Raw genomic sequence first — 13,702 nt, 5'->3', positions numbered from 1 at the left:
CAGCGAGATGAATGCTAAAAACGCGGAGAATTTCATGAGTAGTAAAGAACAGAAAACACCTAACGAGCAAGCCCCGGAAGATATCGTCATGGATCAGCACGAAGAAGTCGAGGCCGTAGAAGGTGCCGATGTCGTGGATCCGCGCGACGAAGAGATTGCAAATCTGCAGGCCCAACTGGCAGAAATGAAGCAGCGCGAGCGTGAAATTGAGCCTCGCCACCAGGCTGATTTAGCTAACCTGCGTCGCCGCACCGAACAGGATATCGAGAAAGCGCACAAGTTTGCCCTGGAGAAATTCGTGAACGAACTGCTGCCGGTTATCGACAGCCTGGATCGCGCGCTGGAAGTGGCCGACAAGTCCAATCCGGATTTAGCCCCAATGATCGAAGGCATTGAACTGACCCAGAAGTCCATGCTGGATGTGGTTCGCAAGTTCGGTGTGGAAGTGGTTGGCGAGACTAACGTGCCGTTTAACCCGGACGTGCACCAGGCCATTGCGATGGTTGAATCTGCCGACGTTGCGCCAAATAACGTGCTGATGGTGATGCAGAAAGGTTACACCCTGAATGGCCGTACTATTCGTGCCGCGATGGTTTCCGTAGCCAAAGCCTGATTCGTTGCCGAAAGTAAAAAGCCAGCCCTGAGGCTGGCTTTTTTACGTCTATTGCTCAACGCTTTGCCGTAGCGGCTTCACCGGCGTGACGCGCACCTGCTTAATCATGTTGTCCTGTACGTCGAGGATATCGATGTCGTATTGACTGAGCCGGATGCGGGTTCCTGCGGCCGGGATTTCCTGAATCTCTTCCAGAATCATCCCGTTTACCGTGCGGGCGTCGTCTTCCGGCAGCGTCCAGTTAAAGGCTTTATTGAGTTCACGCACGTTGGCGCTGCCTTCAATGATGACCGAGCCGTCGTTTTGCGGGGTCACTTCTTCCGCAAGCGTTGGGGACATGGACGTGGTGAAGTCACCGACGATCTCTTCCAGAATATCTTCTACGGTTACCAGGCCCTGGATATCGCCGTATTCATCTACCACCAGACCAACTTTCTTTTTATTGCGCTGGAATTTCACCAACTGCACGCTGAGCGGGGTGCCTTCCGGCACAAAGTAAATCTCATCGGCGGAACGGAGCATCACCTCTTTGGTGAACTCTTTTTTCTCGGTCATTAGCCGGTAGGCTTCGCGGACGCGCAGCATGCCGATAGCATCATCCAGACTGTCGCGGTACAGCACAATGCGGCCGTGCGGGGAGTGCGTTAACTGGCGGACGATGGACTTCCAGTCGTCATTAATATTGATGCCAACGATTTCGTTTCGCGGCACCATGATGTCATCGACGCTGACCTTTTCCAGATCCAGGACCGACAGCAACATATCCTGGTTGCGCCGCGAAATTTGCGAGCGGGATTCATGCACGATGGTTCGCAGCTCGTCTTTGCTGAGCGCGGTGCTAATAATGTTATCGACCTTGATGCCAACCATGCGCATCAGCAGACGGGTGATGGTATTCAGCAGCCAGACCAGCGGCATCATCAGAAACTGCAGTGGGCCGAGCAGCCAACTGCTTGGATAGGCAACTTTTTCGGGATACAGCGCGGCGATGGTTTTAGGCAGGACTTCGGCAAACACCAGCACAACAAAGGTTAAAACACCGGTCGCTATTGCCACGCCTGCGTTACCGTATAGGCGGATGCCGACGATAGTCGCTAATGCAGAAGCCAGAATATTGACCAGGTTATTCCCGATTAACACCAGGCTGATCAGGCGGTCTGGTTTACGCAGGAGTTTTTCAACGCGCTTCGCTGCCCGGTTGCCCTGTTTGGCGCGGTGGCGCAGGCGGTAGCGGTTTAGCGTCATCATGCCGGTTTCTGAACCGGAGAAGTACGCGGACACCACCACCATGATGATCAGGGTGACGATCAGCGTGGTGGTTGAGATGTGTTCCAAAAGTGATTTCCTTTAAGAGATTAACTAGCTAACGAACTGCTGCAGGACACGGCTGCCAAAGTAAGCGAGGGTTAAAATGCCCGCCCCGGCAACGTTGAACCAGACCACGCGACGGCCGCGCCATCCTTCATGATAGTGCCCCCACAGCAGAACGACGTAGACAAACCAGGCAAGAATGGACAGCACGGCTTTGTCGACGTTTTCCATGCTGAACAGGTTTTTCATATAAAAGAGACCGGTGCACAGCGTCAACGTCAGCAGGACAACGCCCACCTGGGTGATATGGAACATTTTACGTTCGATCACCATCAGCGGCGGCATTTCTGCGCTGAAGGCCAGTTTTTTGTTCTTCAATTGATAGTCAATCCACGCCAGCTGCAAAGCGTACAGTGCGGCAATGATCAGCGTCGCATAGGCAAAGAGCGACAGGCCAATATGCACCATCATCCCCGGTGTGGCTTCAAGATGGGTGATAAATTCGTTGGGCATAAAGGTCGCCAGGGCCAGATTTATCAGCGCAAAGGCGTAAACAATCGGTAACAGCAGCCAGCCACGATTGCGGGAGGCAACAATGGTCATTACCGTACAAATCATCAGGCTGACGAGGGAGCCTACGTTCAGCAGGCTCAGGTTTTGCCCGCCATCGACGGTGAAGAAGCGTGCTTCCAGCGCCAGCGCATGGCTGACCAGAGCAATAGCGGCGGACAAAATGGCAAAGCGGCGCCATCCGCTGTTCTTCCGCAGAAGACCGGGAATGATCAGCGCGAGGCTGACGGAGTAGGCTACAAGCGCAAGAATGGCGAAAACGGGCATATTAAGGTGTCGGTCAAATTGGCCAGAGAACAAAAAAGTCAGTATAACGTTACCTGTCGCCTGCTCCAACCGTTGGATCACACCCGAGGCGGCTTCATGTTATAATCCGCCAAATTCAGTTTTGTGTCGCGAGCTGCGGCCCCAGTTACCACGTTAGGCAAAATACCATGTTTGATAATTTAACAGACCGTCTGTCGCGTACCCTGCGCAATATTAGCGGCCGTGGGCGGCTAACCGAAGAAAACGTTAAAGAGACGCTGCGCGAAGTGCGCATGGCGCTGCTGGAGGCGGACGTTGCGTTGCCGGTAGTGCGTGATTTTATCAACCGCGTTAAAGAAAAAGCGGTGGGGCATGAAGTCAATAAAAGCCTGACCCCGGGCCAGGAGTTCGTCAAAATCGTTCGCGCTGAACTGGTTTCCGCGATGGGCGAAGAGAACAGCAGCCTGAACCTGGCGGCGCAGCCACCGGCAGTCGTGCTGATGGCGGGTCTGCAGGGTGCCGGTAAAACTACCAGCGTCGGTAAGTTAGGTAAATTCCTGCGCGAAAAGCAGAAGAAAAAAGTGTTGGTGGTTTCAGCGGACGTTTATCGCCCGGCGGCGATTAAACAGCTGGAAACCCTGGCTCAGCAGGTTGAAGTGGACTTCTTCCCGTCTGACGCTCAGCAAAAACCTGTCGATATCGTTAACGCTGCGCTGAAAGAAGCGAAGCTGAAGTTCTACGACGTGCTGCTGGTGGATACCGCCGGTCGTTTGCACGTTGACGAAGCGATGATGGACGAAATCAAACAGGTTCATGCCGCAATTAAGCCGGTAGAAACGCTGTTTGTGGTCGATGCCATGACCGGTCAGGATGCGGCGAATACCGCGAAGGCGTTCAACGAAGCGCTGCCGCTGACCGGCGTGGTGCTGACTAAAGTGGACGGCGACGCCCGCGGCGGTGCAGCGCTGTCGATTCGCCATATCACCGGCAAGCCAATCAAATTCCTCGGCGTTGGGGAGAAAACCGAAGCGCTGGAGCCGTTCCACCCGGACCGTATTGCCTCCCGTATCCTCGGCATGGGCGACGTGCTGTCGCTGATTGAAGATATCGAAAGTAAGGTTGACCGCGCGCAGGCTGAGAAACTCGCCAGCAAGCTGAAAAAAGGCGACGGCTTCGACCTGACCGACTTCCTTGAACAGCTCAAACAGATGAAAAACATGGGCGGCATGGCAAGCATGATGAGCAAGCTGCCGGGCATGGGTCAGTTACCGGACAACGTTAAATCCCAGATGGACGACAAAGTGCTGGTGCGTATGGAGGCGATCATCAGCTCGATGACGCTGAAAGAACGCGCCCAGCCGGACATCATTAAAGGTTCCCGCAAGCGCCGTATCGCGCAGGGTTCCGGCATGCAGGTACAGGACGTTAACCGTCTGCTGAAGCAGTTTGATGACATGCAGCGCATGATGAAGAAAATGAAGAAAGGCGGCATGGCCAAAATGATGCGTGGTATGAAAGGGATGATGCCGCCAGGTTTCCCTGGCCGCTAAGCTCTTTTCGATTGCTTTTTCCCCAGAAATCAGTAAAATTTTCGGGCTTTTAATATGACACCGGGCTCCATCCCTCGATGGGGCCCGGCGTTTTATTCACTAAAGAGGATGTTATGGTAACTATTCGTTTAGCACGTCACGGCGCTAAAAAGCGTCCGTTCTACCAGGTTGTCGTTACTGATAGCCGTAATGCACGTAACGGTCGCTTCATTGAGCGCGTTGGTTTCTTCAACCCTATCGCTAACGAGAAAGAAGAAGGCGTTCGCCTGGATCTGGATCGCGTAGCTCATTGGGTTGGCCAGGGCGCAACCGTTTCTGATCGCGTTGCTGCGCTGATCAAAGAAGCTAAGAAAGCAGCTTAATCTGTCACGGTGGTCATGATGAGCAAGCAACTCGCCGCACAGGTTCCTGTTAACCCAATTGTGTTGGGCAAGATGGGCTCCTCCTACGGTATTCGTGGTTGGCTCAGAGTGTTTTCCTCCACCGAAGACGCCGAAAGCATTTTTGACTACCAGCCCTGGTTTATCCAGCGCGGCGGTCAGTGGCAGCAAGTACAGCTGGAAAGCTGGAAGCACCACAATCAGGATCTGATCATCAAGCTGCAAGGCGTTGACGATCGGGATGCAGCGAATCTTCTGACCAATTGCGAAATTGTCGTGGATTCAACGCAGCTGCCGGCTCTTGAAGCGGGTGACTACTACTGGAAAGACCTTATGGGCTGCCAGGTAGTGACCACTCAAGGCTACCAGCTCGGTAAAGTCATCGACATGATGGAAACCGGCTCGAATGACGTTCTCGTCATCAAGGCAAACCTGAAGGATGCATTTGGTATCAAGGAGCGGCTGGTTCCGTTCCTCGATGGGCAGGTTATCAAGAAAGTCGATCTCGCTACTCAAACCATTGAAGTAGATTGGGATCCTGGTTTTTAAAACTCCGAAATCATACGGTAGTCGCTAGCATAATGGGGATTGGCTCGTGTTTATTGGTATTGTTAGCCTGTTTCCTGAAATGTTCCGCGCAATTACCGATTACGGGGTAACTGGCCGGGCAGTAAAAAATGGCCTGCTGAGCATTCAAAGCTGGAGTCCGCGCGACTTCACCTATGACCGGCACCGTACCGTGGACGATCGTCCTTACGGCGGCGGACCGGGAATGCTGATGATGGTGAACCCTTTGCGGGAAGCCATCCACGCAGCGAAAGCAGCGGCGGGAGAAGGTGCTAAGGTTATCTATCTTTCACCTCAGGGGCGCAAGCTTGATCAAGCTGGCGTCAGTGAACTGGCAACAAACGAGAAGTTAATTCTGGTTTGTGGCCGTTACGAAGGGATCGATGAGCGCGTGATCCAAACCGAAATTGACGAAGAATGGTCAATCGGCGATTACGTTCTCAGCGGCGGTGAGCTACCAGCGATGACGCTGATTGACTCAGTCTCCCGGTTTATCCCGGGCGTTTTGGGACATGAAGCATCGGCAACCGAAGATTCGTTTGCTGAAGGGTTGCTGGATTGCCCTCACTACACCCGTCCTGAAGTGTTGGATGGCATGGAAGTACCGGCGGTGTTACTGTCGGGGAACCATGCGGAGATTCGCCGTTGGCGCCTGAAACAGTCGCTGGGCCGCACCTGGCTTAGAAGACCTGAACTTTTGGAAAACCTGGCTCTGACTGAAGAGCAAGCAAGGTTGCTGGCGGAGTTCAAAAAAGAGCATACGCAACAGCAACATAAACATGATGGGCAGGCGTAAGCCCCCTTAACCCCAAAATAGTTGGAGTTGCAGCCAGATGGCAAGCGAGTGAATCCCGATGAGCTTACTTCAGTAAGTGATTCGGGTGAAGGAGAGCAGCCAGCGCAGATGCAGCTTCAAATATGACGGGGAAATATCAGTTTACCCAGGATAAGAGATAAATTATGAGCAATATTATTAAGCAACTTGAACAAGAACAGATGAAACAGGATGTACCTTCCTTCCGACCGGGCGACTCCGTGGAAGTGAAAGTATGGGTCGTTGAAGGTTCTAAAAAACGTCTGCAGGCATTTGAGGGCGTGGTTATCGCTATCCGTAACCGCGGTCTGCACTCTGCATTCACTGTTCGTAAAATTTCTAACGGCGAAGGTGTTGAGCGTGTATTCCAGACTCACTCCCCAGTAATCGACAGCATTACTGTTAAACGTCGTGGTGCCGTTCGTAAAGCTAAACTGTACTACCTGCGTGAGCGTACTGGTAAGTCTGCTCGTATCAAAGAGCGTCTTAACTAAGATTCGCTTAGGCGACATCCAAATAAAAGGGCTGCCATCTGGCAGCCCTTTTTTATGCTCTAAATTTGTCTTTATTATGGGGCGGTGATCACCACCGCGACGCGGCGGTTTTCCGCGCGGCCTTCGCCAGTGCTATTGCTGGCCACCGGGTATTTCTTACCCAAACCTTGGGTTGTGAGGTTGCTGCGTGGGATGTGAGCACCTTCGGCCCAGGCATCTGCCACAATGTTGGCTCGCTTGAGGGAGAGTTGTTCGTTGTAGCCGTCTTCACCGTAGTTATCGGTGTGACCATCCATACGGGCATGTTTCAGGCCCGTTGCTGAAAGTTTGGCGGCCATGCTCTGGATGGTTTGGTAGCTTTCAGGCTGCAGTTTGTACTGGTTTTTACCAAACAGGATCTTGTCTGACAGCCCAAGTGACCAGCCGTCGTTTGACTCAGAGAAGCCGTACGAGCGCATCGCGGCGACTTGCTCAGGGGAGAACGTCGATGGCGGTGCCTGGCAGCCGGTTAACAGAAACGAGAAGAGGATTGCCGGTGCAAATAAGCGTGAAGCTTTCATAATGTATCCCTTTGGGGCTGTTTTATTAGCAACTCACGTTGCTTGTGTTTTTCTATGTACATATTGCGGTCAGCGGTTTCCATCAGGCTTTCCGCTGAAGTGATATCTTTTGCGAGCGCAACGCCGACGCTTAGGGTCATGGTGACCCAGTGCTCACCAGGTAAAAGTATTGGCTGTTCGACTATCTCTTTCAGTTGTTTCAGCACGGAAGCGGCCTGTTCTTCGCTATTCACCGAATGAAGCAGCATGGCAAATTCGTCCCCGCCAAGGCGGAAGGCGAGGTGACGCGTATTGGCGAACACCTGCAACCGTTTTGCGACTTCGATAAGCACGGTATCTCCGGCCGCATGTCCCCATGTATCATTAACAAACTTGAAGTTGTCGCCGTCCATAAACAGCAACGCACTGTTATGGAGTGTTTCTGGATCTGCAATCAGTTTATCCAGCGCCGTTCGGAAGGCAGCCCGGTTTGCCAGGCTAGTCAATGAATCCTGGAGCGCCGTTTTCTGCAGTGAAGCATTTTTCAGCTGAAGCTGTTTTTGCCATTCTTCCATCTCATCCAGTAAGCTGTTGAAGTCCTGGGCAAAGAGGTGGAACTCTTCAATTTTTTCCGGTGATACGCGGCGAGAAAAGTTACGGTTACTGCGAACGTCATGGACAACATCGGTAATATTCTGCAGGGCGGCATCAATATCGCGGTGTAAATGGCGTGAAATGCCTAATGCGATAACTGAGGCGAGTAAAATACAGGCTGTCAGCACGCCTAATGAGAGCCAGACGAACAAGGTCACGGTAGCATCCGTGCCTATCAGGCGCATTTCACCGATGATTTTGCCGTTATGCCAGATAGGCTGCTTGATCGGATGAGGATATAGCCATCGGGTGACCAGGCCTCCCACCATGTCGTGCTGAGAGGGCTTGTCTGCCTGCCAATGCGTTAGCTCCTGGCCATTAACATCGACCACCTTTGCGGCGGTAAATTGCCCTTGTTTACCCAGAACAGCCAGGGTTTCATTGGCTGCTGTGCCATCACGGAAAACAACCGCAGCTTCAAGGCTGTGACTCACTGTCACCGCCAGCAATTCGAGATTTTTTTGAGCGTACTGTTTTAGCGTCAGCATCGAGGCGACGGAAAGCAGTAGCCAGACAACCAGCATGGCAATGACCACGCTGATTATGCTGATTCTACGTAACGTTCCTTTAAACGTTGGACGTGACGACGTAGTCAAATCCTTATTCATGACTATTATTCCCTGGCCGGGCCAGCAGTAATACATCCGGGCTAACCCTGACGCCGCTGCGGCTGAGTGCATCAAGGTTTACCGAAAAAGAAACTGCGTCATTATGAATATTCAGGCAGAAAGCACTGCCAATTATGCATTGTGGGTTCTGCTCGGCAATGAGTAATAAAGGCCGGGATTGATAACGTTCTATTAATTGCAACTGCTGTTGTGGTGACTCGTTACCAAAATATATCCCGTCGCAGTTCGCTCGCAATGCCTCGTCTGATGACTGAACGAGCAGAGGTTGATATGAGATATCGTTATTTTTCGTGCTTAGCGTCGCGGCATAGGTTGCCGTTGAAAATATGCAGAGTTTAGGAAGCCCCTGCAACTGAGGCCAACGTGTGTAGCTGACAATCCCGGTCACTGTAGTGCGGACTTTATCGGGCAGCACGGCGCTCGTTGCCTGCGCAGCTTGCATTCTGAATATTGTTAGCAGGAGGACGACAAACGTTAAAAATAACGCCAGCCCGCGGAGTTGAGACGTGGTTTTCACGCGTCACCAGCCCAAAAGCATCCTGGCCAGTGAAGCCAGCCTTTATTATTTATGATGTTGCCTTCGAGCATATCACTCCCACGTATTTCCGTCATTCATTCCCAGGTGTGATGATATTCCTGATTATCCAAAATAATAACGAGAATAGCCCTGGAATGATGGCGTAAATCGTTATCGGCTTCCCCCACGAAAAATGCACTCACAAGGGATAATATCAGCATAGAAGGCAGATTGAATTTTTACGCGCGCTTTTGTTTAGTCATGCATTTTTGACCGAAAATTGCGCATTTTTATGCTTTGTGTAATTTTATGTTTACATATTTAATGGTGTTATGCGGATTTTAATTGATGGTGTAACGATTATTTTACGTATAATGGATTGCAATCTTTACTGTGCGCGGTTACAGTAAGCCCTCCTCGACGAGGAAACGACTATCGCAAACGAGCTAAATACAGGACAGACATCATGCAAAAAGACGCGCTCAACAACGTTCATATCTCTGACGAACAGATACTCATCACGCCGGATCAGCTGAAAGCGGAATTTCCACTCACTGCGGCTCAGGAAGCGCAAATTGAGCAGTCTCGCCAAACGATCTCCAATATTATTGCTGGCCGCGATCCGCGCCTGCTGGTTGTTTGTGGACCTTGCTCGATCCACGATCCGGAAGCTGCGATTGAATACGCTCGTCGTTTTAAAGCTCTGTCTGAACAAGTTAGCGATAGTCTGTACCTCGTGATGCGCGTCTATTTTGAAAAGCCTCGTACGACCGTGGGTTGGAAAGGGCTTATCAACGACCCGCATATGGATGGCTCGTTTGATGTGGAAGCAGGGCTGAAAATTGCGCGTCGCCTGCTGGTTGAGTTGGTAAGCCTGGGGCTGCCGTTGGCAACCGAGGCGCTGGATCCAAATAGCCCGCAATACCTGGGCGATCTGTTTAGCTGGTCTGCAATTGGTGCTCGTACCACTGAATCCCAGACCCACCGCGAAATGGCTTCTGGCCTTTCTATGCCGGTTGGTTTTAAAAATGGGACTGACGGTAGTCTGGGCACGGCGATTAACGCGATGCGTGCAGCTGCAATGCCGCATCGTTTCGTGGGTATCAACCAGGCAGGGCAGGTTTGTCTGCTGCAGACTCAGGGTAACCCTGATGGGCATGTGATTCTGCGCGGCGGTAAAGCGCCGAACTACAGTCCGGCTGATGTCGCTCAGTGCGAAACTGAAATGCAGAAAGCAGGCCTGCGTCCTTCCTTGATGATCGATTGCAGCCACGGCAACTCAAATAAAGACTTCCGTCGCCAGCCGGGCGTGGCCGAATCCGCCATTGCTCAGATTAAAGATGGTAACCGCTCTATTATTGGCCTGATGATTGAAAGTAATATCCATGAAGGGAATCAATCATCAGAGCAGCCGCGCAGCGAAATGAAATACGGCGTGTCCGTTACCGATGCCTGCATCGACTGGGAAACTACGGACAGCCTGCTGCGTGAGATCCACAAAGATCTGAGCGGTGTGCTGGCGGCTCGTCAGGCATAAGAGGTTTACTATGGTGGCTGAATTGACCGCGCTGCGCGATCAAATCGATGAAGTGGATAAAGCGCTACTGGATTTACTGGCTAAGCGGCTGGAGCTGGTAGCGGAAGTGGGTGAAGTAAAAAGCCGCTTCGGCTTGCCGATTTATGTGCCGGAGCGAGAAACCTCCATGCTGGCGTCTCGCCGCAAAGAGGCTGAAGCTCTGGGCGTTCCGCCGGATTTAATTGAGGACGTGCTGCGTCGCGTGATGCGCGAGTCGTACTCCAGCGAGAACGACAAGGGCTTTAAAACCCTGCATCCTGCTTTGCGTCCGGTGGTAATTGTGGGCGGCGGTGGCCAGATGGGCCGTCTGTTTGAAAAAATGCTGACGCTTTCCGGCTACCAGGTTCGTATTCTTGAAAAAGAAGACTGGGACAAAGCCCCGGCGCTGCTGGCCGATGCGGGCATGGTGATTGTCAGCGTGCCGATTCATATCACTGAGCAGGTTATCGCTAAGCTGCCTCCGCTGCCGGCGGATTGCATTCTGGTGGACTTAGCGTCGGTGAAGAATGGCCCTCTGCAGGCGATGCTTACTGTGCATTCTGGCCCGGTACTTGGTCTGCACCCGATGTTTGGCCCGGACAGCGGCAGCCTGGCAAAACAGGTTGTAGTCTACTGCGATGGCCGTCAGCCAGAAGCCTATCAGTGGCTGTTGGAACAGATTCAGGTCTGGGGTGCGCGCTTGCACCGTTCCAGCGCGGTCGAGCACGATCAGAACATGGCGTTTATTCAGGCGTTGCGCCACTTCGCCACATTCGCCTATGGTCTGCATCTGGCGGAAGAAAACGTGCAGCTTGAGCAACTGCTGGCTTTGTCTTCGCCGATTTACCGCCTGGAGCTGGCGATGGTGGGCCGACTGTTTGCTCAGGATCCACAGCTCTATGCCGACATAATCATGTCGTCGGAAAGTAACCTGGCGCTGATCAAGCGCTATTACAAACGGTTCGGCGAGGCGATCGGCCTGCTGGAACACGGCGACAAGCAGGCGTTTATCGACAGCTTCCGGAAAGTGGAGCACTGGTTCGGGGATTACGCGCAGCGTTTCCAGAATGAGAGCCGTGTCCTGCTACGGCAGGCAAATGATAACCGTCAGTAAGTGCCAAAAGGTCTTATAATCAAAAGCCAGTGGGAGTCTGCCCGCTGGCTTTTTTGTTTGTCAAAAGGATCCCTGAAATGTCTGAGCCGCAGCTGCTGTTCGACTACACCGGTCACTTACCCGAATGCCCTACGTGGAGCGCAGAAGAAGGTAGCCTCTACTGGACGGATATTCTTGAGAATGAAATACACCGCTACCATCTGGCCAGCGGCAAACATGATGTTATTCAGTTTTCTGAAGAGGTAGGTTGCTTTGCCTTGCGCGAGTCAGGCGGGTTTATTGTGGCAATGCGCAGTGGTATCTGGCTGACCAATAATACCGGACTGATCGTTGGCAAAGTCTGTGATAACCCGAGTAACCCTGATTTGGCGCGTTTCAACGATGGCGGTACCGACAGGCAGGGGCGTTTTTATGCCGGCACATTCTGGGGGCCAGGCGATTACAACGGTGCGCTACTTTGCAGGGTGGATAACGATCTGACACCGCATGTGATCCAGCATGATATCCATGGCGCAAACGGGCTGGCATTTAGTCCGGATGGTAAATGGATGTATACCTCAGACACGCCCAATGCCGTGATTTACCGCACGCCACTGGACGCACAAGGTGAGCCTGGCCGACGCGAAGTCTTCAGACGATTTGCCGAAGGCGAGGGCATTCCAGATGGCGCAGCGATGGACTGCGAAGGCTATTACTGGACGGCGCTGTTTGATGGCTATCGCATTGTGCGTATTTCGCCGCAGGGTGAGATTGTGGAAGAGCATCGCTTGCCCGTGCGTTGCCCGACTATGGTCTGTTTTGGCGGTGACGATATGAAAACGCTGTTTATTACCACCACCAGAGAAAACATGGACGAAGACGAAGTGGCCCGATTACCGCTTTCCGGGGCGCTTTTCTCCCTCCGCGTTGCGGTGGCCGGAATGGAAAAACTGAAGTTTCGGGAAGTGTGATTTGTGCAGCCCGGTTTTAGCCGGGCTGGCATTGTTATCAGGCCGGGTCGACCGGTACAACGTTTTCGCTTGGGTAGCTGCCGAGTACTTTCAGGGAACGGGTGATTTCCCCCAACTCGCGCAGCGCCTTACGCATGCCCTCATCTTTCAGGTTTGCCTGAATATCCAGATAGAACATTTCTTCCCACGGGTTGCCGTTGATCGGACGTGATTCCAGCTTGGTCATGATCAGGTTGTGATTACGTAATACCAGAAGTGCTTCTACCAGGGCACCGGCCTGCTGGCCAGTCGCCATCAGCAATGTGGTTTTTGCGGGTACCTGGTCAGATACTTCGACAGCCTTACGTGCCAGCACAATGAAGCGGGTGATGTTCTGAGTCTGGTTCGCGAGATTACGTTCCAGCACCTGCAGGCCATAAAGTGCGCCTCCTGCCTCGCTGCCCAGAGCGGCAACGTGAGGCGAGTTGGCCTGAGCGACTTTTTCCATCGCCGCAGAGGTACTTTCGGTGTATTCAATTTTCCAGTGCGGGTAGCGGTTAATGAACTGGCTACACTGCTGGAAAGGTTGAGGGTGGCTATAAACCGTTTGGATTTGCTCGAGATCGGTGGAGCCGGATACCAGTACACAATGGTCAATCGGCACGGTCATTTCGGCGACGATCGACAGGCTAGTGTGCTGCAGCAGATCGTAGACGTCGTTAATGGCGCCCGAACTGGTATTTTCAATCGGCACTACAGCGTAATCGGCCTGACCGGTTTCCACCTGGTTGAAGATGTCATGGAATTTGGCACAGCCGCTTTCGATGAACTGCTCAAAGTGACGCGCGGCATACTGGCGCGCAGCAAGGTGAGAATAAGACCCTTTAGGGCCGAGGAAAGCGATGCGGGCAGAATGCGGGTTCGTTTTGTTCAAATGCTGCTGCAGCAGGGTTTGTTGGGTAAGTACAGAATCTTCAATAATGAGCTGGAACAGGCGCGTGATGTAGTGGGCATCGAGATGGTGGTCTTTACCTAGGGTAATCAGGCGTTCCAGTAAATCTCTTTCACGATCGATATCGCGTACCGGGCGGTGAGAAGCGAGTTTGGCTTTGCCAACTTCAACTGCCAGCAGGCGGCGCTCTGCCAGCAGGGCTAACAGCTTTTCATCCAGCGCGCTGATTTTATCGCGCAGGGCCAGCAACGGATTAATTTCGGTCATA

Annotated in this window: 15 protein-coding genes; 9 read left to right on the top strand and 6 right to left on the bottom strand. The window is 52.7% G+C overall.

The window, feature by feature from the left end; genetic code table 11:
• Nucleotides 1–34: 34 nt before the first annotated feature.
• On the top strand, nt 35–613 hold the full coding sequence (gene grpE / locus LH23_RS00435) for a nucleotide exchange factor GrpE (protein WP_008458175.1): 579 nt from the start codon (nt 35–37) through the stop codon (nt 611–613).
• Between the two features lie 48 nt (nt 614–661).
• Here grpE and LH23_RS00430 read toward each other — a convergent pair whose 3' ends face one another.
• Together LH23_RS00430 and LH23_RS00425 are read right to left on the bottom strand one after the other, a co-directional pair.
• Nucleotides 662–1,948 (bottom strand): HlyC/CorC family transporter, encoded by a 1,287-nt coding sequence (locus tag LH23_RS00430; RefSeq protein WP_039286882.1) that lies wholly within the window; start codon nt 1,946–1,948, stop codon nt 662–664.
• A 24-nt stretch (nt 1,949–1,972) separates the two neighbouring features.
• Nucleotides 1,973–2,761 (bottom strand): cytochrome C assembly family protein, encoded by a 789-nt coding sequence (locus LH23_RS00425; RefSeq protein WP_008458173.1) that lies wholly within the window; start codon nt 2,759–2,761, stop codon nt 1,973–1,975.
• 167 nt (nt 2,762–2,928) lie between these two features.
• Here LH23_RS00425 and ffh point away from each other — a divergent pair, with 167 nt between their 5' ends.
• From ffh to rplS, 5 genes are all read left to right on the top strand, one after another.
• Nucleotides 2,929–4,290 carry a signal recognition particle protein gene (ffh, locus tag LH23_RS00420; RefSeq protein ID WP_039286878.1) on the top strand — a complete coding sequence of 454 codons (1,362 nt, stop codon included), beginning with the start codon at nt 2,929–2,931 and terminating at the stop codon, nt 4,288–4,290.
• Between the two features lie 113 nt (nt 4,291–4,403).
• The gene (rpsP, locus tag LH23_RS00415; RefSeq protein ID WP_038479704.1) at nt 4,404–4,652 is read left to right on the top strand and encodes a 30S ribosomal protein S16; all 249 of its coding nucleotides are present in this window, start codon (nt 4,404–4,406) and stop codon (nt 4,650–4,652) included.
• 18 nt (nt 4,653–4,670) lie between these two features.
• Nucleotides 4,671–5,219 (top strand): ribosome maturation factor RimM, encoded by a 549-nt coding sequence (gene rimM / locus LH23_RS00410; protein WP_008458170.1) that lies wholly within the window; start codon nt 4,671–4,673, stop codon nt 5,217–5,219.
• 46 nt (nt 5,220–5,265) lie between these two features.
• Complete coding sequence (gene trmD / locus LH23_RS00405) at nt 5,266–6,033, top strand: tRNA (guanosine(37)-N1)-methyltransferase TrmD (RefSeq protein WP_039286871.1); 768 nt, start codon at nt 5,266–5,268, stop codon at nt 6,031–6,033.
• A gap of 164 nt (nt 6,034–6,197) precedes the next feature.
• Nucleotides 6,198–6,545 (top strand): 50S ribosomal protein L19, encoded by a 348-nt coding sequence (gene rplS, locus LH23_RS00400; RefSeq protein WP_008458168.1) that lies wholly within the window; start codon nt 6,198–6,200, stop codon nt 6,543–6,545.
• A gap of 74 nt (nt 6,546–6,619) precedes the next feature.
• Here rplS and LH23_RS00395 read toward each other — a convergent pair whose 3' ends face one another.
• The 3 genes from LH23_RS00395 to LH23_RS00385 are packed head-to-tail and all read right to left on the bottom strand — an operon-like array spanning nt 6,620 to nt 8,809.
• Nucleotides 6,620–7,105 (bottom strand): OmpA family protein, encoded by a 486-nt coding sequence (locus tag LH23_RS00395; protein ID WP_039286867.1) that lies wholly within the window; start codon nt 7,103–7,105, stop codon nt 6,620–6,622.
• The gene (gene dgcN / locus LH23_RS00390) at nt 7,102–8,346 is read right to left on the bottom strand and encodes a diguanylate cyclase DgcN (RefSeq protein WP_039286865.1); all 1,245 of its coding nucleotides are present in this window, start codon (nt 8,344–8,346) and stop codon (nt 7,102–7,104) included. The genes LH23_RS00395 and dgcN overlap by 4 nt, the downstream gene beginning before the upstream one ends.
• A complete protein-coding gene (locus LH23_RS00385) occupies nt 8,339–8,809 on the bottom strand; it encodes a YfiR family protein (protein WP_139827424.1) in 471 nt (156 codons plus the stop codon). Before LH23_RS00385 ends, dgcN begins: the two co-directional genes overlap by 8 nt.
• 541 nt (nt 8,810–9,350) lie before the next feature.
• On the opposite strand from LH23_RS00385, the gene aroF reads away from it, so the two are divergent.
• The 3 genes from aroF (at nt 9,351) to LH23_RS00370 (ending at nt 12,503) form a co-directional block, all read left to right on the top strand.
• On the top strand, nt 9,351–10,421 hold the full coding sequence (aroF, locus tag LH23_RS00380) for a 3-deoxy-7-phosphoheptulonate synthase AroF (RefSeq protein WP_039286859.1): 1,071 nt from the start codon (nt 9,351–9,353) through the stop codon (nt 10,419–10,421).
• Between the two features lie 10 nt (nt 10,422–10,431).
• Nucleotides 10,432–11,553, top strand: a complete 1,122-nt coding sequence (tyrA, locus tag LH23_RS00375) for a bifunctional chorismate mutase/prephenate dehydrogenase (RefSeq protein ID WP_039286856.1) — start codon at nt 10,432–10,434, stop codon at nt 11,551–11,553.
• Nucleotides 11,554–11,630: 77 nt separating this feature from the next.
• Complete coding sequence (locus LH23_RS00370) at nt 11,631–12,503, top strand: SMP-30/gluconolactonase/LRE family protein (RefSeq protein ID WP_039286853.1); 873 nt, start codon at nt 11,631–11,633, stop codon at nt 12,501–12,503.
• Between the two features lie 37 nt (nt 12,504–12,540).
• Here LH23_RS00370 and pheA read toward each other — a convergent pair whose 3' ends face one another.
• Entirely contained in the window at nt 12,541–13,701 is a 1,161-nt protein-coding gene (pheA, locus tag LH23_RS00365) for a bifunctional chorismate mutase/prephenate dehydratase (RefSeq protein WP_039286850.1), read from the bottom strand.
• Nucleotide 13,702 lies beyond the last annotated feature (1 nt).

Source organism: Cedecea neteri (assembly GCF_000758305.1).
Taxonomy (GTDB): domain Bacteria; phylum Pseudomonadota; class Gammaproteobacteria; order Enterobacterales; family Enterobacteriaceae; genus Cedecea; species Cedecea neteri_C.
The sequence above is the reverse complement of the archived record's forward strand: the minus strand, read 5'-3'. Positions and strand labels throughout refer to the sequence as shown.